The organism is Leucobacter luti, from assembly GCF_019464495.1.
GTDB lineage: Bacteria > Actinomycetota > Actinomycetes > Actinomycetales > Microbacteriaceae > Leucobacter > Leucobacter luti_A.
In genome coordinates, this window is the sequence record NZ_CP080492.1 from 3,030,727 (window position 1) to 3,051,085 (window position 20,359).

At 66.3% G+C, this 20,359-nt stretch carries 17 protein-coding genes and 3 pseudogenes; 11 read left to right on the forward strand and 9 right to left on the reverse strand.

Annotation, left to right across the window (positions count from 1 at the left end):
* Positions 1–42: 42 nt before the first annotated feature.
* Both K1X41_RS13615 and K1X41_RS13620 read right to left on the reverse strand, forming a co-directional pair.
* A complete protein-coding gene (locus K1X41_RS13615) occupies positions 43–2,139 on the reverse strand; it encodes an NADPH-dependent 2,4-dienoyl-CoA reductase (protein WP_220174856.1) in 2,097 nt (698 codons plus the stop codon).
* A 228-nt stretch (positions 2,140–2,367) separates the two neighbouring features.
* A complete protein-coding gene (locus tag K1X41_RS13620; protein WP_130452563.1) occupies positions 2,368–2,571 on the reverse strand; it encodes a cold-shock protein in 204 nt (67 codons plus the stop codon).
* Positions 2,572–2,990: 419 nt separating this feature from the next.
* Here K1X41_RS13620 and K1X41_RS13625 point away from each other — a divergent pair, with 419 nt between their 5' ends.
* The 8 genes and pseudogenes from K1X41_RS13625 to K1X41_RS15880 all read left to right on the forward strand — a co-directional run bounded on the left by K1X41_RS13625 (position 2,991) and on the right by K1X41_RS15880 (position 9,071).
* Entirely contained in the window at positions 2,991–4,007 is a 1,017-nt protein-coding gene (locus K1X41_RS13625) for an NUDIX hydrolase (protein WP_208107907.1), read from the forward strand.
* On the forward strand, positions 4,004–5,350 hold the full coding sequence (gene nadA, locus K1X41_RS13630) for a quinolinate synthase NadA (RefSeq protein ID WP_220174857.1): 1,347 nt from the start codon (positions 4,004–4,006) through the stop codon (positions 5,348–5,350). The genes K1X41_RS13625 and nadA overlap by 4 nt, the downstream gene beginning before the upstream one ends.
* Positions 5,347–5,628, forward strand: a pseudogene (locus tag K1X41_RS15865) (FAD-binding protein); the annotation flags it as partial. The gene nadA and the pseudogene K1X41_RS15865, both read left to right, overlap by 4 nt.
* A 137-nt stretch (positions 5,629–5,765) precedes the next feature.
* Positions 5,766–6,626, forward strand: a complete 861-nt coding sequence (locus K1X41_RS13635; protein WP_258566741.1) for an FAD-binding protein — start codon at positions 5,766–5,768, stop codon at positions 6,624–6,626.
* A gap of 181 nt (positions 6,627–6,807) precedes the next feature.
* A complete protein-coding gene (locus K1X41_RS15870) occupies positions 6,808–7,023 on the forward strand; it encodes a hypothetical protein (RefSeq protein ID WP_258566742.1) in 216 nt (71 codons plus the stop codon).
* Positions 7,017–7,864: pseudogene (gene nadC / locus K1X41_RS13645) on the forward strand (carboxylating nicotinate-nucleotide diphosphorylase). Before K1X41_RS15870 ends, nadC begins: the two are co-directional and overlap by 7 nt.
* Positions 7,865–7,923: 59 nt before the next feature.
* Positions 7,924–8,361: pseudogene (locus K1X41_RS15875) on the forward strand (aminotransferase class V-fold PLP-dependent enzyme); the annotation flags it as partial.
* A 212-nt stretch (positions 8,362–8,573) separates the two neighbouring features.
* Positions 8,574–9,071 (forward strand): aminotransferase class V-fold PLP-dependent enzyme, encoded by a 498-nt coding sequence (locus tag K1X41_RS15880; protein WP_258566562.1) that lies wholly within the window; start codon positions 8,574–8,576, stop codon positions 9,069–9,071.
* A 73-nt stretch (positions 9,072–9,144) separates the two neighbouring features.
* On the opposite strand, the gene K1X41_RS13655 is transcribed toward K1X41_RS15880, so the two are convergent.
* Together K1X41_RS13655 and K1X41_RS13660 are read right to left on the reverse strand one after the other, a co-directional pair.
* Positions 9,145–10,350, reverse strand: a complete 1,206-nt coding sequence (locus K1X41_RS13655) for a DUF4192 family protein (RefSeq protein WP_220174859.1) — start codon at positions 10,348–10,350, stop codon at positions 9,145–9,147.
* A gap of 123 nt (positions 10,351–10,473) precedes the next feature.
* Complete coding sequence (locus tag K1X41_RS13660) at positions 10,474–12,237, reverse strand: FAD-binding protein (RefSeq protein ID WP_220174860.1); 1,764 nt, start codon at positions 12,235–12,237, stop codon at positions 10,474–10,476.
* A 78-nt stretch (positions 12,238–12,315) separates the two neighbouring features.
* Between K1X41_RS13660 and K1X41_RS13665 the strand changes: the two genes are divergently transcribed.
* A complete protein-coding gene (locus tag K1X41_RS13665) occupies positions 12,316–13,299 on the forward strand; it encodes a LysR family transcriptional regulator (protein ID WP_132202274.1) in 984 nt (327 codons plus the stop codon).
* 22 nt (positions 13,300–13,321) lie between these two features.
* Here K1X41_RS13665 and K1X41_RS13670 read toward each other — a convergent pair whose 3' ends face one another.
* The 5 genes from K1X41_RS13670 to K1X41_RS13690 are packed head-to-tail and all read right to left on the reverse strand — an operon-like array spanning position 13,322 to position 18,211.
* Positions 13,322–14,005, reverse strand: coding sequence for a DNA alkylation repair protein (locus tag K1X41_RS13670; RefSeq protein WP_220174861.1), 684 nt, complete (start codon positions 14,003–14,005; stop codon positions 13,322–13,324).
* A gap of 1 nt (position 14,006) precedes the next feature.
* Positions 14,007–14,483, reverse strand: a complete 477-nt coding sequence (gene sufU, locus K1X41_RS13675; protein ID WP_132202278.1) for a Fe-S cluster assembly sulfur transfer protein SufU — start codon at positions 14,481–14,483, stop codon at positions 14,007–14,009.
* Positions 14,480–15,787, reverse strand: a complete 1,308-nt coding sequence (locus tag K1X41_RS13680) for an aminotransferase class V-fold PLP-dependent enzyme (protein ID WP_133617082.1) — start codon at positions 15,785–15,787, stop codon at positions 14,480–14,482. The genes sufU and K1X41_RS13680 overlap by 4 nt, the downstream gene beginning before the upstream one ends.
* 59 nt (positions 15,788–15,846) lie before the next feature.
* On the reverse strand, positions 15,847–17,094 hold the full coding sequence (locus tag K1X41_RS13685; RefSeq protein ID WP_220174862.1) for an MFS transporter: 1,248 nt from the start codon (positions 17,092–17,094) through the stop codon (positions 15,847–15,849).
* 40 nt (positions 17,095–17,134) lie between these two features.
* Complete coding sequence (locus K1X41_RS13690; protein ID WP_220174863.1) at positions 17,135–18,211, reverse strand: DsbA family protein; 1,077 nt, start codon at positions 18,209–18,211, stop codon at positions 17,135–17,137.
* A 66-nt stretch (positions 18,212–18,277) separates the two neighbouring features.
* Between K1X41_RS13690 and rsmI the strand changes: the two genes are divergently transcribed.
* Complete coding sequence (gene rsmI / locus K1X41_RS13695) at positions 18,278–19,129, forward strand: 16S rRNA (cytidine(1402)-2'-O)-methyltransferase (RefSeq protein WP_220174864.1); 852 nt, start codon at positions 18,278–18,280, stop codon at positions 19,127–19,129.
* A 139-nt stretch (positions 19,130–19,268) separates the two neighbouring features.
* Entirely contained in the window at positions 19,269–20,315 is a 1,047-nt protein-coding gene (locus K1X41_RS13700; RefSeq protein WP_220174865.1) for an FKBP-type peptidyl-prolyl cis-trans isomerase, read from the forward strand.
* The last annotated feature ends 44 nt before the right edge of the window (positions 20,316–20,359 follow it).

Here is a 20,359-nt window from a genome sequence, read left to right on the forward strand (position 1 = left end):
CGTGCAGGCATGACCGGAGGGGCCCCCGCTGGGTGTGCGCCCTCAGAGCGTGGCGGCAAGGCGTGTGCCCTGGTCGATGGCCCGCTTCGCATCGAGTTCGCTCGCCACGTCCGCGCCGCCAATCAGGTGCGCGGTCACCCCGAGTGACGCGAGTTCAGTGTGGAGCTCGCGGGCTGGATCCTGTCCAGTGCACAGGACAATCGTGTCGGCCTCGATCGTGTGCTCCGCGCCGTCGATGAGCACGCGGAGTCCGGCTGGATCGACCCCACGGTACTCGACGCCAGGAATCATTTGCACTCCGCGCTTCGCGAGCTCCGTGCGGTGAATCCATCCCGTGGTCTTGCCGAGCCCTGCCCCCAGCTTGCCTGACTTCCGCTGCAGCATGACGACGGCGCGTGTGGGCGGAGCTGATGCGCGTGTGGCAGTTAGCGCTGATGCGGGTGTGGACGTTGCCGCCGGAGTATCCGCGGATGCCCTTGCGCCTGGAGCGTCGAGGCCACCAGGCTGCACCGATGCCGGATCAACTCCCCAGTGGGCGAAGAACGCAGCAACATCGGCGGGGTCTTCCGGCTCGGCCTGTGTCAGAAACTCCGCAACGTCAAAGCCGATCCCTCCGGCGCCCAGCACCGCGACGCGGTCGCCGACCGGCACGCGATCGCGCAGCACGTCTAAGTAGGTGACCACCCGGGGATCGTCGAGACCGGGGAAATCGGGCAGTCGCGGATGCACTCCGGTCGCAAGAATGATCTCGTCGAAGCCTGCGTGGGCGAGCTCTGCAGCTGTCGCGGTGGTACCGAGGCGGAGATCGACCCCAGTTTCAACGATGCGCCCGGAAAAGTAGCGAAGCGTCTCGGTGAACTCACTCTTTCCTGGCACCTGCAAGGCCACGTTGAGTTGCCCGCCGACCTTGCTCTCCTGCTCGAACAGCGTCACCGTGTGCCCGCGCTCCGCAGCGGTCGTGGCCGCTGCGAGACCAGCCGGTCCGGATCCGATCACCGCGATCTTGCGCTGGAGGGTGGCCGGGGTGATCACGAGGTCCGTTTCGTGCCCAGCGCGCGGGTTGACGAGGCAGGATGCGAGCTTGCCCGAAAAGGTGTGGTCGAGGCATGCCTGGTTGCACCCGATGCATGTGTTGATGCGCTCAGGGGTGCCGGCCGCTGCTTTGCGCACGAAGTCGGGGTCAGCAAGGAACGGGCGGGCGAGCGATACGAGGTCGGCGTAGCCTTCGGCGAGCAGGTGTTCCGCAGTGTCTGGGGTGTTGATCCGGTTCGTGGTCACGAGCGGGATCGAGACTTCACCCATGAGGCGCTTCGTGACCCAGGCGAAGGCGCCGCGCGGCACCGAGCTGGCGATCGTGGGGATGCGTGCCTCGTGCCAGCCGATCCCGGTATTGATGATCGTGGCACCGGCGGCCTCGACGAGCTGAGCGAGCGCCGCGACCTCCTGCGGAGTCGAACCGTTTGGCACGAGATCGAGCATTGACAGGCGGTAGATGACGATGAATTCGGGGCCAACGGCCTCGCGCACGCGCCGTACGATTTCGACCGGGAAGCGGGCGCGGTTCTCGAAGGTTCCGCCCCAGCGGTCATCTCGTGTGTTGGTGTGTCGCGCAATGAACTCGTTGATGAGGTAGCCCTCGGAGCCCATGATTTCGACGCCGTCGTACCCGGCCTGCTGCGCGAGCCGCGCCGTTTGCACGAAGTCGTCAATGGTGCTCTCAACTTCGGCGTCGGTGAGCTCGCGCGGGGTCAGTGGCGAAATGGGCGCCTGGATCGGGCTCGGTGCAACGAGATCCTCGTGTGCGGCGTAGCGGCCGGCGTGCAGGATCTGTAGTGCGATGCGACCTGCTTCGGCGTGCACGGCGTCGGTCAAGATTCGGTGCTGCGCAACCTCAGCCTCGGAGTTCAGGAGCGCCGCTCCGGCCGTGAGCCTGCCTGCGGGGTTGGGGGCGATGCCGCCTGTCACGATGAGTGCAGCGCCACCGCGAGCGCGCTCGCGATAGAACGCTGCGAGGCGAGCAAAGCCACCCGGCGTCTCTTCGAGGCCGAGATGCATCGATCCCATGATGACCCGGTTCGGGAGGGTGGTGAACCCGAGGTCAAGTGGTGCGAGCAGGTGTGAGTACGTCGACGGTGACATGCGTCCCTCTCAGGGGTGGGCGTGCGGCATCCCGGCGTGGGGGAGCCGGGTGTGCCCGGAACCGAGTGGGGCCGGGCGAGATGCTCCGAATGTAATGCCCGGGAGCGGGAGGTGTCGAACGCGCTGTGGCATGCCTACAAAAGTGTGCGTGGGGAAAGCGAAGGGGAGGTTGGCCTTTCGGCCAACCTCCCCCGAACGGTGAGATTCCTCACCGCGCAACTCTGCTACTTAGAGTGCGCGGATGTTGCTCGCCTGCAGGCCCTTGGGGCCCTGCTCGATGTCAAACTCAACGCGCTGCTCTTCGAACAGATCGCGACGGCCGTTGCCCTGGATCGCGCTGAAGTGCGCGAAGACGTCGGATGCTCCGTCGTCGGGGGTGATGAAGCCGAAGCCCTTTTCGGAGTTGAACCATTTCACGGTGCCGGTGGCCATACTGTATTTCCTTTGTGTTGCTGGCCGTTAGAAAACGGCCGGGGTGCCACGGCGACGGCGCCGACGTGGAGACTGGTAGCTGTGCCGCGTGTTTGCGACGGACAAAACTTGCTGGTGAATCCCAACGTTCGGCATTACTGGTCTTGCGCCTGAGCTTATCCCACTCTGGGGGCATGTTGCAGGATCGTGACATTCTTGTGTCTTTTGGGAGGGGGATCTCCGGGAAACACTGTGCGGATTCGTGAGTGAGCCACACAGATTCGGACGCACGCTGTGAAGTGTCAGCAATCTGTGGCGATTCACGACTCACCCCTCGTTCTCGGCCCGGGGAGCGCGGTTTCCCGATTTGACCCGGACCGATTCGCGCATAGACTCACTTATGGTCACTTTGACTTTAAGTGAATTGAGGCGAGACAAAGATGCAGTACTCGGAGATCAGCGCGAGCGCACGGCGATACTTGCCGCCTGCCGTCGCCGTCTCAGTCGTCGCGTTTGCGCTGCGCCCCCCACTCGACGCAGAGCAGGGGGAATCCCTTCCCGAGGCGGACAAGACGACGATCTGGCTGCCGCTCGTGCGCCGCACGCGCGCCCCATTTCTCGGGCAGTGGGCGCTGCCAGGTGGGCCTACCGAGTGGAACGAAACCCTCGGTGACACCGCGCTGCGAAGCCTGCGTGCCGCGGCAGGGAGGGACCCGGGCACGCTCGAACAGCTCTACTCATTCGGGGGCATCGAGCGCTCCGCTGAGGCGCAACGCTTGGTGACCATTGCCTATTGGGCGCTGTACGGCGAGCACGAACTCGATGCTGACCCGGACGCCGGTTCCATCCGGTCCGCGGCGCCAGCCGAGTCGACGGTGCCAGCTCAGACCTCCGCGCTAGCTCAGTCCGCGGTGCCAGCTCAGACCTCCGCGCCAGCTCAGACCGCGGCGCCAGCTGAACCTCCGGCACCGCGGCGCTGGGACGACCCCGTCCCCGACGAAGCGATCCACTCGCGCGCCGAGACACACGGTGAGGGAGAGCGCCTGACTGCCAGCGAAACGCAGGGCGACGCAGCACACGCCAATGTGGCCTGGTTCTCAGCGGACCGACTTCCACCGCTCGCATTTGACCACGCAGAGATTGTGGCCCACGCGCTGGCCCGGCTGAGAGCGAGAACCGAGTACACGGCCGTGGCTCATCGCTTTCTCGGGCCGGTATTCACGCTCGGCCGCTTGCGTGCGGTGACTGAAGCCGTGCGAGGACACCCCGTTGATCCCGCGAATTTCCGCCGCCAGGTCCTCGCGCAGGGCTCGCTCATCGACACCGGCGAAGTCGAGACCGGCGCGCGACACCGCCCGGCACGGCTCTATCGTTTCGGCGACGCGAGCGAAGCGAGTGCCGCTGCGCAGCTTTCCCACCCAGTCCCCACACCGAACTCCTCGAGGAGCACAGCATGAGCAGTGTGCACGAACTCATCCGCGGCGCCGCAATGCGCGAGGCCGCTGCCCGCGAAACCACACGCACCACCGGTCGGCCCCTGGCGAGCGCGGGGCACCGCCGCCCGATCGTGTTGCGGGCGACCGGGGTCTCCAGCTGTGATACCGAACTCGCGGATGATCCGTGGGCCATTGACCGGGATCCCGGGTACGGGCCAGGGGCATCGTCCGCCGACACGATACCGTCGCTCGCTCCCCGCCAGGGGCCGCTGCCCGCCGAATACACGAGCGCAAGCGATGCTGAGCTGACCGAGCGGATTGTGGCAGCGAAGGCCGCGCTGGGGGATCGGGTGCAAATCCTCGGTCATTTTTACCAGCGCGACGAGATCGTGCAGCACGCTGACTTCGTGGGAGATTCATTTATGCTCGCCCAGGCGGCAAAGGAGCACCCGGAGGCCGAAGCGTTCGTCTTCTGTGGCGTCCATTTCATGGCGGAGACCGCCGATATCTTGTCGGGCCCGGATCAGGCCGTGATTCTGCCCAACCTCGCAGCGGGCTGTTCGATGGCAGACATGGCGACGATCGACCAGGTCGAGGAATGCTGGAAACAGCTGACCGCGACACTCGGCACCGGAGCGCCCGGCGCAGTGCAGCCGGTGATCCCTGTGACCTATATGAACTCTTCGGCAGCAATCAAGGCGTTCTGCGGACGCAACGGTGGAATCGTGTGCACCTCTTCCAACGCGCGTACGGTGCTGGAGTGGGCGTTCGAGCGCGGGCAGCGTGTCGTGTTCTTCCCAGATCAGCATCTGGGACGCAACACAGCGAAGGCCATGGGGATCACCGAGGAGGAGATGCCGCTGTGGCGCCCGCATCTCGCCCTCGGCGGCAATACGGCCGCAGAACTGGAAGCTGCACGGGTGATTCTCTGGAACGGATTCTGCTCGGTGCACAAACGGTTCACTGTCGCGCAGATCGAGCAAGCGCGTGCCGATTTCCCCGGCCTCACGGTGATCGTCCACCCCGAGTGCCCCGCCGCAGTGGTCGACGCCGCCGACGGCGCCGGGTCAACCGAGTACATTCGCAAGGAAATCGAGGCCGCGGCCCCCGGGAGCGTGATCGCGATCGGCACGGAGATCAATCTGGTGAATCGACTGCAGCAGCAGCGCCCTGACCTCACGATCTTCTGTCTTGACTCGGTCGTCTGCCCGTGCTCAACGATGTACCGCATCCATCCGGCATATCTTGCATGGACGCTCGAGGCGCTGCTGGCGGGTGAAACTCCGAACCAGATCAGCGTGTCGGCGGAGGTCGCGGATGACTCTCGTGTCGCCCTGGAGCGGATGCTCGCGGCGCGGCCATGATCCTGATCATCGGTGCCGGCGTGGCCGGGCTGTCGTGTGCGCTTGCGGCGGGAGCTGCCGGCGCGGAAGTGGAGCTGGTGACGCCCGGGGCGCTGCGGCCCACCGCGGATTCGCTCGCCGGCGGCAACACCGCGCTCGCCCAGGGCGGCGTCGCAGCCGCGATCGGAGTCGGGGACCGCACCGCGGACCACCTGGTGGACACGATGGCGGCTGGAGCTGGCCTCGGAGACGCACAGGCTGCTGAACGGCTCACCGTCGCGGGAGCGCGCATCGTGCGTCAGCTCGTGCGCAGCGGGTTTCCCATCGATCGGGGCGCCGATGGAGCACCGGCGTTTGGACTCGAGGGCGCGCATGGGCGGGCGCGCATCGTGCACGCAGGGGAGACCGCACGGGAGCCGCGCTGCACACGTTTCTCCTGGAGCGGGTGCTTGAGGCGGCCGAGACTGGCCGCATCGCCCTCACCGAGGGTGCGCTTGCCGAATCGCTTGTGCGCGAGGCCGGTGCCGTCACCGGCGTGGTGCTGCGGCGCTCTGATGGCGCGCGGGTGACGCGGCGTGCGGCGGCGACTGTGCTCGCAACTGGCGGCTATGCGGGATTGTTCCCCGGCAGCTCGAACCACGCGGGTGCACGCGGTGCGGGAATCTTGCTTGCCGCGCACGCCGGAGCGGTGCTTGCCGACCTTGAGTTCGTTCAGTTTCACCCGACCGTGCTGCACGCGAGTCCCCGGTCTGGAGCCGCGCAGGCGACGGGCATGCTGATCTCCGAAGCCGTGCGCGGTGCGGGCGCAGTGCTGCGGGATGGATCAGGTGCGCGGTTCATGGTGGGGCGGCATCCACTCGCTGAGCTCGCGCCGCGAGACGTGGTGTCTCGTGAGATTCACCGAGTGCTTCGGGCGCGCGGTGAGTCCACCGTGTGGCTCGACGCGACGGGGATCGAATGTGAGGCTGGGCGCGGAGCGCTCGCGCGCGAATTCCCGGGGATCTCCGAGACCGTTGCGAGGTTCGGCCTGGACTGGTCCCGGGAACCCATCCCGGTAGCCCCGGCCGCGCATTACACCATGGGCGGCGTGGCGAGCGATCTCGACGGTCGCACGAGTGTGCCCGGCCTGTTTGTCGCGGGTGAGGTCGCGGCCACGGGGTGCACGGCGCCAACCGGCTCGCGTCGAACTCGCTGCTCGAAGGGTTGGTGTTCGGTGAAGCCGCGGCGCACGCTGCTGTCTCGTTTGCTGCGGATTCCGGATCGTGGCTGCCGCGGGGGACGGATTTGCTGCGCTTGAACGGGACGCCACGATAGTGGCTGCTCCGGATCATGGCGGGCGGGCTCTTGGCGCTCAGACCGAACAGCGGGGCGCTGGGGATGCGCGTGACGCAGCGGGAGCCGATGCCGCCGTGCGCACGGCTATCGCCGAGGGACTCGGCATCGAACGCGACGCCGACGGGTTGCGCGCGGCGGCGACCGTGTTCGCGTCCCATCAGAGTGACGCAGCAGCGCTCGCCGGCTTCGTATGCCTGGCGGCGGCGTCACGTGAGGAGTCCCGTGGGGCGCACCTGCGCGCCGATTTTCCGGAGCTGAACCCTGCCGCGGCAAAGCGACGTGGACACCGCCTGAATCTGGCTCCGATAGCAACACTCTCATCCGCCACCATTCCAGTAAGGAGCATGTCATCGTGCTGACCCCCCACCTCGTGTCAACTGCGGTCCGGACTGCACTTGCGGAGGATATCCCGTGGGGCGACCTCACGGTCTCGCTCACGATCCCCGCCGATGCCACAGTGACCACGCGCCTGGTCGCACGGGAGCCCGGCGTATTCGCCGGTGGCCCGCTGATCATCGAGACATTTCGCCAGGTGGATCCGCTCGTGCGGGTGACCGAGATCGTGCCAGAGGGCGCTGCGTTCCTCGCGGGCGACGTGCTCGCGGTGATCGCCGGTCCGGCTCGCGGAGTGCTGACGGGGAGCGCGTCGCGCTCAACTTCAGCCAGCGGCTGAGCGGCATCGCGACTCTCACCGCCCGTTTCGTTGCAGCGGTGGCGCACACGCCTGCACGCATCGCTGACACGAGGAAGACGACGCCGGGGCTGCGCGCACTCGAAAAGCACGCGGTGCGAGCCGGGGGCGGAGCGAATCACCGCTTTAGCCTGTCGGACGCGATTATGGTGAAAGACAACCATCTCGCGGCGCTCGGTGCGAGAGATGCGGAATCGACGACTGCCGCGCTGTCAGGACTGCGTGAACGCGCGGGTCACACGACCTCGATCGTGGTGGAGGTCGATCGGCTCGACCAGATCCCACCGGTGCTTGCGGCGCGGCCGACAGGTATCCTCCTCGACAATTTCTCGTGTGAGGACCTGCGTGCTGGCGTCGCACTGATTGGGGATCGGGCCATCGTTGAAGCCAGCGGTGGCGTCACCCTTGATACCGTCGGCGGCATTGCCGAGACCGGTGTCGAAGTCATCTCGGTCGGACAACTGACGCACGGCGCTCGAGCGCTCGACCTAGGCTTGGACGCAGGGTGAGCACCGGCTCTCTCGATGCGGCTGCGACTGCGCCGCTGCGCCCGGAGGCTCGCGCTGCGATGCTTGCCGTGTGGGACGCTGGCCAGGCGAACGCATCCAGTGTGCACGCTGCTGGTTTCCGAGCGCGAAGTGCCGTTGAAGAAGCGCGCCACACGATCGCCGCGGCCCTGGGGGCGCTTCCGAGCGAGGTTATCTTCACGTCGGGTGGGACTGAAGCCAACACCCTCGCGATCGTGGGCCTGGCGCTCGCACGGCCACGCGGGCGCCACCTCGTTGTCACCGCCATTGAACACCCGTCGGTGCTTGAATCGTGCCGTTTCTTGGAACGGGTGTTTGGATTCGAGCTCAGCGTTGTGCCGGTTGACTCCTACGGTCTGGTCACGCGTGAAGCAGTCGCCGAGGCGCTGCGGCCCGACACCACGCTGCTGTCAATCGGACTCGCGAATGGAGAGGTGGGCACCGTGCAAGCACTGCCAGCATTGGCTGAGCTGGCCCACACGCTGGGGGTCCCGGTGCACACCGACGCGGTGCAGGCGGCCGCGAGCCTCCCGGTCTCCTTCGGGTCGAGCCGCGCAGCCGGAGCGGCGACCGCAGGAGTGACGGCGTGGCCGGGCGCGAACATTGCAGCGCTCACGGTCGCGTCTCACAAGTTCGGGGGCCGCAGGGGGCTGGCGCGCTCCTCCTCCGGGGCGGCGTGCCGATCGAGCCGGTGCTCCACGGCGGCGGCCAGGAGGGAGGGGCGCGCTCCGGGACGGAGAACGTGGCAGGGATCGCCGGCTTCGCAGCCGCCGTGGCCGTGGCGACCCGCGACATCGGCACTGCGGCCCTCGCACTCATGCGCAGCCGCGACGAGCTTGTCGAGCGTCTGTGCGCAGAGGTGCCTGGCGCCGCGCTGACCGGGCATCCCGATGAGCGTCTGCCGGGACACGCATCGTTCACGATTGCCGGTGTGAGCGGCGAGTCGCTGCTCGTCGCCCTCGATGCCGCGGGTCTCGCGGTTTCCTCGGGGTCGGCGTGTGCGGCGGGGAAGAGTGAGCCGTCGCCTGTGCTCCTCGCCCTCGGCATCTCGCCCGAGCTCTCGCACACGGCGCTTCGCTTCACCCTGTCTGAGCCGCTTGGACCCGAGTCAATTGACCGTATTGTCGAGGTGCTGCGTTCTGAGGTGCTGCGCTCCGAGCGGCAGCGCATTGCAGTGACGAGCGTGTAGGCGGCACCCGCCCTCGCCAGTGCCCCCAGCATCAGCAGGCCGCCCCTCTCGCCTGCGGAGGCGGTCCTGGGCATCACCGGTGTGCTCCTGGCGTGAGGTGGGCGGGGGTCGAAATCAGCAACTGCATGGTGAGCACAAGCGGGTGTGCACTGTTGATTGCACGCGCTGCCTCGATGTGCCGGTGCGCCACGCTCTGGAGGCCGCTCAGCCACCACGCGAGCGCGCACAGTGCCAAGAGCGGGATTCGGTGTTCGCTTGGGCATTCTGCTGTGGCGGTCTGGAGCCGATCCCGCACATCAGTGAGCCTTTCCCTGCCGGGACTCATCGCTCCCAGGCCCGAGAAGATCCCGAGCACCGCGGGGTAGTGCGCGTTCCCCGCCCCGTCGCGCTGCGGGGAAAGTTGAGCGAAAAACTGCGATGTCGTGGGGTCGCTCATCATGTGGGTGGTGGCCTCCGGGGACATCATGAGGCCGAACACGACGCCCACCCACTGGGCGGGCGTGGCGAGCGTGCGGATGAGATCCACGGAGTCAGCGATGCTGAGCGGCTCTGGTGCGCGAAGTCGGCGTGCTGCGGCCGCAGTACGCTCAATCGAGATCGGCTTCGCCTGACTGCTCGTGCACCGTGAATCTGTCGCGAGTGCAGCGGCGATTGCCGTCGCACGCTGCGGTTCCGGATCCGGAAGCCTCCCGAGCGCTGCGAAGTCTGGGACGTGCTCGCTTCGAAACCTCGCCGAGAGCGAGACGGGACTCGTCACAATGTCTTCGAGTGGATGCCCCAGGGGAGGCGGATCCGGCTCGAGATAGTTGACCCAGCCATTCGCGGCAAGACAACTGAGCTCGCGGACTTCGAAACCTGAGCGGATCAGCTCCTGCGCGATTCCACTGGCGAACGTGCGCCACGGAGCGTCCGATGTCGCGGTGAAGCGGCGGTTGGTGGCAAGCACGAGGGCAACTGCCGGACGATATTCGCGCTCGGCAGGCCGAATCCCGGCGTGCCGTCCCGTGTCCGGTATGCCAGGTCGCGGCGCACCGCGCAGCGACTCCAGTGCGGTGAGTAGTGTGCTCGATACTGCCTGAGCGGTTTCGCGTGAATTGTCCCGCGGAAGATCCAAACGCAGGCCGGTGCGGGATCGGCTGCCGGAAAACATGACCGCGACGAGGCTGTTGCGGGGCGTGAACCCCAAGAAGAAGGGGAGCGCCGCGAGGAAATCTGCAGTCGTGCGACACTGCACAACGGGGGCGGAGAGTGCGGCAGGGGCAACGTGGAGAGGACTCATGACTCGATTCTGTTCTCAGAATCGGGTGAGACATCGTGGGTCCACAGGAACCCGCTGAACACCTTCGTCCCCAGACCGAAAAGCCGGCCTGGGGACGAAGAGTGAAATGCGGAACTGCGTGGTCTACTCGACGAGCTTGCCCACGACGGTTTCATCAGCGGCAGCGTAGGCGAGCGCTCGGAATGACTCGGGCGCCTCGGAGAGCGGCTCAAACGTCGCTCCACCCTCTGGGGTCCACACGAAGTTGCCGCGCAGCTCTTCGCTCTGCTCAGGGAAGTCTGAGCGGTTGTGGCAGCCGCGAGTCTCACGCCGCTCACGCGCGCACTCGAGCGTCGCGCGGGCCGCGAGCATCGAGCCGTAGAGATCGAATGCGTGCGCCAGATCGTCGAAACCGGCGATATCGGGGTGTGCCGTGACGTTCTGCATGCGCTCTTCGAGTGCATCGAGTTTCGCGAGGCCTGCGGTGAGCCCGGCTTCGGAGCGGACCACTCCGGCGTGCTCGGTCATGAGATCCCGCAGCGCGCGCTGCAAGCGGCGCGGGCTCTCGCTCGTCGCCCCACGCTCGGTGAGGAGCCCGGTCATCTCGGCGCGGGCCTCCGCGACCGCTGCAGGATCGCGGCGGACCTCGGTGATACCGGTGACGTAGCCCGCAGCATCCGCGCCGGTGATTCGACCGTACACAAGCAACTCGATGAGTGAGTTGCCGCCCAGCCGGTTTGCTCCGTGCAGGCCACTCGATGCCTCGCCGATGGCGTAGAGGCCATCGACTCCCGTGCCATGATCCTCTGGCCGCACCCACACGCCGCCCATCGAGTAGTGCGCAGTGGGGGCGATCTCGATCGGTTCTTCGGTGATGTCGAGCATCTGCAAGTCGATGAGGTTGCGGTACACGCGGGGGAGCTTCGCGAGGATCTGCTCGCGCGGCAAATGAGACACATCGAGGAACACGCCCCCGTTCGTGGTGCCGCGGCCCTCGACGATCTCCGTGTAGCTGGCGAGTGCAACGCGGTCGCGGGTGGAGAGCTCCATTCGTTCGGGGTCGTACTTCTCCATGTACCGCTCGCCGAGGGCGTTGCGCAAGATGCCGCCTTCGCCGCGTGCGGCTTCGGAGACGAGCAACCCGGCGGCTTCGGCAGGCTCGAGGATCCCCGAAGGATGGAACTGCACGAGCTCAGCGTCGCGGATCTTGCCGCCTGCGAGGGCGGCGAGACGGAATGAGTCGCCCGTGTTCTCGTCGCGCCGGGAGGACGTGTTGCGCCAGATCCTCGTGTGGCCGCCCGCTGCGAGGATCACAGCGTCTGCATGGATGAGCACAGGGGAACCGTCGACGATGTCGAAACCGTATGCGCCGAATACACGCCCCTCGCTGGTGAGCAGTCGCGTGATGTAGATCGTGTCAACGATGGGCACCTGCAGCTCCGCAGCGCGCCGCATGAGTGTGCGCTGGATCTCCAGGCCGGTGTAGTCACCGGCGTAGGCGGTGCGGCGATACTTGTGTGCGCCAAAGAAGCGCTGGCTGATGCGACCGTCCGCTTCCCGCGCGAAGGGCATGCCCCACCGCTCCAGGTCCGCGATTCCCTCCGCGGCACCCTTTGTTACCACCTCAACGATGGCGGGGTCCGCAAGGAAATATGACTCGCGCAGCGTGTCGGCGGCGTGCTGTTCCCAGCTGTCTTCGGGGTCCATGGTGCCGAGCGCAGCGTTGATCCCACCAGCCGCGAGTGTGGTGTGTGCGTCGTGCGCGCGGCGCTTGCCGACGGCGAGCACCTGCACGCCACGCTCTGCAAGTTCAATGGAAGCGCGCAGGCCAGCTCCACCGGTGCCGATGACGAGGACTGAGGTAGCGAGCAGGCGTTCGGGGCGTTCAGAAAGAGGTTCAGTGTGCATGCGGACCACGTTAGAGACCGGCCGATGATTACTCCAATGAATAGATCGGATCGCGACGATGCAGATAGGCTATGAAGCGTGAATCTTGAACAACTGCGCGGGTTCGCGGAGGTGGCGCTCACCGGCCACTTCACGAGAGCCGCGGAACAATTGCATCTCGCACAGCCATCTCTCAGCCGTCAGATCGCCACGCTCGAGCGTGATCTCGGTGTCGAGCTCTTTCATCGCGTGCGTGGCAATGTCGCCCTCACAAGCGCGGGAGAACGGCTATTGCCCCTCGCGAGACGCATGCTCGCTGACGCTGAGACCGCGCGCAACGAGATGGCAGAACTCGCGGGCCTGCAGCGAGGCCGGATCCGGCTCGGGGCTACTCCGACGCTGTGCACCAGCCTCGTTGCCGACGTGCTCGCCGAGTTTCATGAGCGCCACCCCGGTATCGATATCGAGGTGATGGAGCGCGGCTCACGCAGCCTTATCGCGGCGCTCATGGAGGGCGCGCTTGATCTGGCCCTCATTGTCACGAGCGTTGCACACGGGGAAGCACGCGCGGTGCTCGATCGTGAGCCGATCCTGAGCGAACGCCTCGTGGTGGTGTCTGCCGCCAATCGTCTCGATCCTTTTCCCCGGAGCGACAGCTCGCAAGCGGTTACTCTCGCCGAACTCGCACGCGTGCCGCAGATCGCGTTTCCTGAGAACTACGATCTGCGCGTCGCGATGGACACGGCGTATCGGGCAGCCGGTTTGACGCCGCGAGTGGCAGTTGAGGGAGTCGAGATGGACGCCGCTCTGCGTTTCGCCGAGCGGGGGATCGGCGTCGCCGTTGTCCCCGCCATGGTCGCAGTGGATCGGCCGAAGCTGCGCTCCACCCCGTTGGCCGGGGCGGAGCTCACCAGGACGGTAAGTCTGGCGCGGCGCTCCGATATGGCGCCCACCCATGCGAGTGCGGCGTTGCAAGCGATGACGCGCGAAGTCGCCGATCGGTTGAGCGCTGCCGACAGCGCGACTGCGACGCTCGTGCGCCGCGTGGGTGCCGTCGCGGGCTCAGCCCGCAGCGGCGCCTGATCGCCAAGCGCAGCTCACACCGCTACTTCTGCCGAGCCACCATCGCAGTGATCCAGATCGGCGCGAACGGCGACGTGCAGCCGGGAGGGGTCGGATAGTCGGCGAGCACCTGCAGCCGCTCACCGATGTCGATCGCGCGAGCGCGCAACTCAGCGTGGTGGATTCCGATATTCGCGAGACACTCGTTCATCGCCCACTGCAGGCCCTCGGGTGCCGTCGGCATCTCGGCCTCGATCTGGTCGAGCAGCCCGACCAAGTCGAGCACCTCTGGCCGCTTACTCACGCAGTCTGTGGTGAGCGCCCAGCCGGATCCAGCAATCTCCGGGTCCGGGTCTGCGAACCACGCCAGACGGAGTTCTTCCGCATGCGGACTCTTCTTCACGATGTAGTTGACGAGCCAGTCGCGCACTTTGGGGATGCGGGCGTCCCGCAGCATCGACTCGAGTTCGGCAGCCGAGTAGTCCTTCGGTCCTGAGATCAGCAACGCCACGAGGCGCTCAGGAGAACCCCCAGTTTCCCAGAGCTCGCGCGCGAGCGCCGGATTGCGCTTGAGCTGCTTTGCGATCGCACGCAGCTTCGTGAGGTTGACACCGTGATCGTCACCGTGACGCTCATTGATCGCACGCGCCTTCGGATCCTCGAGTGCCGCCAGCGCCGCCGAGATATCGGCAACGGTGCTGCTCGGGTCGATGGTGATCGTGGCCATGTTAGGCCGCCGCCCGCTTCGCTTCGACCTGCTTCAGATCGGCCTCGAGCGCAACCCAGCCGAGCATCGCGCACTTCACCCGCATCACGAACTTGGAGACGCCCTGGAGCGCAACCGCATCGCCGAGCAGTTCCTCGTCGGGTTCTTCGGCCCCACGAGACTGGATCATTTCGCGGAATGCTGCAATCCGCTCGTGCGCGCCGGCGATGGTGAGGTCATCGTCGCGGACGAGCTGGGACAGGATCGATGCTGATGCCATGGAGATCGAGCACCCCTGCCCCTCCCACGCGAGCTGAGAGATCTTGCCTGTGGCGGGATCCACCGCAATCGAGAGGTCGATTTCGTCGCCACAGCTCGGGTTGAACTCGTGGTGCGATGCGGTCAGCGCGTCGACAGCCGCTTCAAGTTCGCCCTTGCCGATCGGCCGCTTCGAGTGGTCGAGAATGACTTCCTGGTACAGCCCGTCAAGCGCACTCACGCTGACACCTCCGCTCCGAAATACCGCTGTGCGCCGCGGAGCGCGTCGAGGAAACGATCGACCTCGTCTTCAGTCGTGGTCAGGTGCACACTCGCTCGTGTGCTGGACGTAATGCCGAGCGCCCGGTGCAGTGGCTGCGCACAGTGGTGGCCTACGCGCACGAGGACTCCCTGTTCATCGAGGAACTGGCCCACATCGTGGGCGTGCACCCCCGCAACGGACACGGCGGTCAGCGCAATGCGCTGTGTCGAGTCGGCGGGACCGAGCAGCCGCAGACCGGGAGTCTCGATGATGCCGGCAACGAGCCGCTCGACGAGTTCATGCTCGCGCGCTGCGGCGCGCGCAAGGTCGGCCTGCTCGAGGAACGCGACTGCGGCTCCGAGACCAACAACCTGAGATACCGGCTGGGTGCCAGGTTCGAAGCGCAGCGGCGGCGGCATGAACTCCGCAGTCTCCATAGTGACGCGCGTGATCGCTGAGCCGCCTGTGCGCGCTGGCGGCAGCGCGGCGAGCGCCTCCGGGCGGCCATACAGCACGCCGATCCCGTTCGGGCCGAGCATCTTGTGACCGGAAAATGCGGCGAAGTCGACGCCGAGCGCCGAGAAGTCAACGGGAATGTGTGGCACCGACTGGCACGCATCGAGCACGGTGAGCGCACCGACGCTGCGGGCGAGCTCAACGAGCTCTGCAACGGGCGCAACGAAGCCAGTGACATTCGAGACATGCGCGAACGCGAAGATCTTGGTGCGCGGTGTCAGCGCAGCGCGCGCGTCATCGAGCGTCCAGGTGCCGTCCTCCCGAACCGGGATGAATCGGAACGTCGCGCCGGTCTTCGCGGCGAGTCGCTGCCACGGAATCAGGTTTGCGTGGTGTTCCGCTTCTGTGACCAGGATCTCATCGCCGGCTTCCAAGAGGAAACGCTCGCTTCCCGCTCCGCCGAGCCCAGCGTTCGCCTCGCCGATCCCCAGCGCGACGATGTTCAGCGCATCGGTTGCGTTCTCCGCCCACACGATTTGCTCAGGAGTGCTGGCACCGACGAACGCAGCCACGGCCGCACGGGCTCCTTCGAACGCCTCCGTCGCGGCGCCGACAGCACCGCTCGTGCCTCGGTGCACCGCGGCGTTTGACGTCTCCAGAAAGTGACGTTCCGCGTCGAGCACCGCGGCTGGACGCTGTGACGTTGCCGCAGCGTCAAGATAGGCCGGAGCACTCTCGCTCAGATCGTGAGCGGCGAAGTAGGGGAACTCTGCGCGGAGGCCCAGAACCTCAGCGGGAGTAAACGCACGAGCAGACATGGTCTCCATTCTTCCACCGGATCCTGGAACCGGTGGCTTCGGTTGCTGAAACGTCTCGGGTGCGGATGCTATTCCGCCGCGGCCGTGTGCCGCGCGGTGTTCCCGGTGAGCGCCCAGTTCACGAGCCCAGCGGCGAGCGCAATCAGCGCCGAGTAGAGCGGGAAGAGCAGTGCTTCCTGCGTGCCGATCTGATCAGCGACGATGCCGGTGACCGCCGCAGCGGCTGACTGACCCACCATGAGTCCGGACCCGAGCATCGTCATCACGGTCGCGGAGCGCCCAGCGGGGCTGCGATGCGCACCAAAACTGTACAGCGTTACGAGCAGAGGCCCAACGCCGATTCCCATCACCGCGAGGCTCAGGAGCATGCCGGGGATGTCGTGTGCAGTCTGCAGCAGCACCGTGCCGGCGAGGATGAGAATCGCGAACAGTGGCCAGCGGTAGCGCAGCGTGAACCGTGCGGGGAGGAACGCGACCGCGATCGCGAAGATCGCCGAGCCAACGCCCATCACTCCGTAGTAGAGACCGGCCTGCTCCGCGGCACCGCGATCTTGCATGAACGAGGTCAACGAGGTGAGCATCGAACCGAAGAACGCGCCGACGGCGAAGATGCCCAGCACGGTAACGAGCAGTGTCGGCCGCCACAGTTCAGACGCCGGGGCCAGCGTTGCGGCGCGCTCCGCAGCGCTCTGCGGGGGAGCACTGGTGTGGTGCAGCGCAAATGCCGTCACAAAGATCAGGGTCAGGATCGCGGCACCCACCATCGGGGCCCACGCACCCAGTGTCGTCGCGAGAAGCCCGACGGCGACGGGCCCGAACACGAAGATGACCTCGTCAGCAGCCGATTCATATGCGAGGAAGGAGGACAGTGCGCGCGGGCGTTTCTGGGCCGGCAGATCCTGCTTGATGATCGTGACGAGGCGCGAGCGCGACATCGGCGAGACCTGCGGCGCCGTGGCACCCGCGAGCAACGAGCCGAGGAACACAGTCCAGACGGGCAGATCACTAAACGCGACCCATGCGAGCGCCCCGAGCACCACACTGTTGAGTGCGCCGGTGATGAGCAGAGTGGGACGCTGCCCAAAACGGTCGGCGGCCGCACCGATGAGCGGGCCGCAGAACGCCACCCCGAGCCCCACCATGGCGGAGTTCAGCCCGCCGAGCTCGATGGAGCCGCGCGCCGCGACGACAAGCGTCAGCACGCCGATCACCATCATGGCGTACGGCAAGCGCGAGACGAGCGCAATCGGGAAATACGCCGTACCGGTGCGAGAAATGACCGTCGGAGCGGCGGGAGCGGGATCTGGATTCTGCATAGCCGACCGAGTCTACCAGGAGGCGTTCCAGCGCCCCGAGCTATTTCAGAGCGAGGCCCTGCTCCACAAGAAATGCGCCGAAGGCTTCAGTATCGGCAGGATCCCCTGGATAGGGCACACCGTCGACCACAACGAATGGCGTGCCCGTCACTCCGAGACTGGGATCCACAGCCCCCGGTACCGGGTTCGCGAAGACCCACTCGGAGAGTGCTTGTGCGAATGGCACGAAGCGTTCCTCAGTGATGCACGTGCGCGCTTCAGCATGCAGCGGCCCGACCGCGTCCTCGATCGCGGAGATGATTGCGTCGTTGTCGAGCCCCGGTCCGCCCTCTGCTGGCTGCACGTCTTCGCTCATGAGCGCAGCATTCGCGTCCCATGCGACCTCGGGCTGCGCCTCTGCGAGGCACGCGAGAGTGCCCGCCGCGCGTGAGGAGTAGTAGCTGCCCTCAGACACGCGATCGAGGAATGTGAGGGGATGCAACTCAATCGCGGCAGCGTCCTGTTCCAGCACCGCGTCGAGCGTCGCAGCATTCGCCTGCTCGAACTTTGCGCAATACGGGCAGCGATAATCCACATAGACCCGGATGAGAGCGGGGGAATCAAGGTCCGACGCCGTGAGGGGCGCCGGCGTTGCGTTGTCCGCGGGGGCATCTGAGCGGCGAACGTCCTGGTCTTTCCCGGAGAACACGATGCCGCCCGTTGACATATTCTGCGGCCAGACCACGGCCGTGGATTCAGGGTCCACCGGGCCGGGAGACTCTGTGACCGAGCCCTCAGCGCGCCGGTCATCCTGCACGGCGTCCGCGAACAGCGAGCCGATGCTGAGCATGCCAATGACCAGCGCAACCACGATGGCGAGCGCGCCGGCAGCGAGCCCCACGACCGAGTACAGCACGGGCTGTCGCAGCACGAGCGCGATCACGCCGCAGATAACGGCGGCGATTCCGATCACCGAGCCGAGCACCGCGAAGCTGCCCGACATCAGCGGAGTGACCGCGACCGTCAGCAGCGCGGCGAGACCGAGCGCCATTGCACTGATCGCGAGCGCTCGGCTCGGGCGACGCGCGGGAGCCGCATATGGATGGGGCGGCGGGGCAGGCAGCTGAGTGTCGCTCATGCCCTCCATTCTGACAGGCAGTGAGCCCCGGATCCTGAGCCGCTGGCTGACGCGTAGCATTGAGGCATGATCCTCCTCGCAGCAACGCCCATCGGAAACCTGGGGGACGTCTCGGTGCGGCTCCGCGAAACATTTGAACGAGCCACCGTGATTGCCGCCGAGGACACCCGTCACACGGCTCAGCTGCTCCGGCTGCTCGAGATCGAGAACCGGCCGGAGCTGGTCGCGCTGCACGATCACAATGAGCACGATCGCGCTGCTGCGCTTGTAGACCGCGCGAGCAGCGAAGACGTGGTGCTTGTGAGCGACGCCGGCATGCCCACGGTCTCCGACCCCGGTTTCCGAGTCGTGCAATTGGCCGCTGAGCGCGGCGTTCTCGTGAGCGCGATTCCCGGACCGAGCGCCGTCATCACCGCGCTCGCAGTTGCAGGGCTCCCCACCGACCGCTTCGCGTTTGAAGGATTCCTGCCGCGCAAATCAGGTGAACGCCTGAAGACACTGCGCACGCTGGCCTCCGAGCGCCGCACGCTCGTGTTCTTTGAAGCCCCCACCCGTCTCGCAGCCACGCTCGCGGATCTCGCGACCGCGTTCGGTGCTGAACGCAGCGCTGCGGTCTGCCGCGAGCTCACCAAACTGCATGAGGAGGTGCGACGCGGCGCACTCTCCGAACTCGCGGAGTGGGCGGCGGAGGGCGTGCGCGGCGAGATCGTCGTCGTCGTCGGTGGGGCCCCGGCGACTGAGGTGTCGCCCGAGAACGCACTGCGCGAAGTACAACAGCTCGTCGCAGCCGGCGAGCGTTTGAAAGACGCGAGTCGAGCGGTCGCGGAGGCAACCGGACTGTCCTCTCGCGAGTTGTACGCCGCCGTGCTCGCTGCTCGGAGCCACACAACCGCAGCGGGAAGTGACACCGCCGGGTGAGCCAGCAGCGCCGCGGTAATCGGTTCCGCTGTTTCTTGTATTTCGCGTCACTCCCAGCAAGTGGGCAGCGGAATGCGAAATACTCGGACGAGATCCAATGGCCGCTCGGCCCCATGTCGCGTGTAAGGACCCAGACTTCGTGAAACTCTCCCGTGCCCTGCTCCCAGCTGCCCTCGCCGGCGCGCTCATTCTGACCGGCTGCTCCGCAGGTGGCTCACCGACCAAGGACGATGCGGGCGCAGAGTGTCTCGCACCGGGTTCCGCGAGCAAGAGCATCAAGGTGTCCGGCGAAACCGGTGCTGATCTGAAGCTCACGACGAAGGCTCCGATCAAGCTCAAGGATTCGATCGAGCGCTCGGTACTCACCGAGGGTGAGGGCAAAGTGGTCAAGGACGGCGAAACCATCGCCGTCAGTATGACGACGTTCAATGGCGACACCGGCAAGGAAATGGATCAGCTCCCCGAGAGCCCTGTTCCGTTTGCGGAGGATCAGCTCGTTCCATGGGCCTATGAGGGCATCCGCTGCGCGCTTCCCGGCGAGCAGGTGGCGCTTGTGGCCCCCTACGCCGACATGTTCGGCGACACGGATCCCGCGGAAACGCCGTACGAGGATCTCACCGCCAAGACTCCGATCGTGATCGTGATGTCCTTCGGTGAAGTCACTGAGGCCTCCGCCGATGACGGCGCCACCGACGAGGGTGCAGCGGGCGAGCCAGGAACACTCGGAGCGGACAAGCTTTTGAAGAAGGCCGAGGGCAAAGCAGTGGCCGCGCCTGACGGGTTCCCCACTGTCAAACTCGCCAAGGACGGCGAACCGACGATCACGATTCCCGAGGGCGTCGAAGCTCCGTCAAAGCTTGAAATCGCAACAGTGATTGAGGGTGACGGCGAAACTGTCAAGCCGGGCGACCGCGTCTATGTCAACTACCGCGGCGTCATCTGGCGTACGGGTGAAGAGTTCGACTCCAGCTGGAGCCGTGGTGAGCCCGCCAACTTCGTCACCTCGCAGGTCATCCCCGGTTTCCAGAAGGCACTGGAAGGCCAGAAGGTCGGTTCACAGATCATCTCGGTCGTGCCCGCAGAAGATGGCGGCTACGGTGCGGAGACGCTGAAGGGCCAGGGCCACGAGCCCGACGACGTGATGGTGTTCGTGCTCGACATTCTCGGCACGGTCCACGCCGAGTAACCTCAGCGCACGCTGCGAACGCACCGCCGCTCCGACTTCGGGGC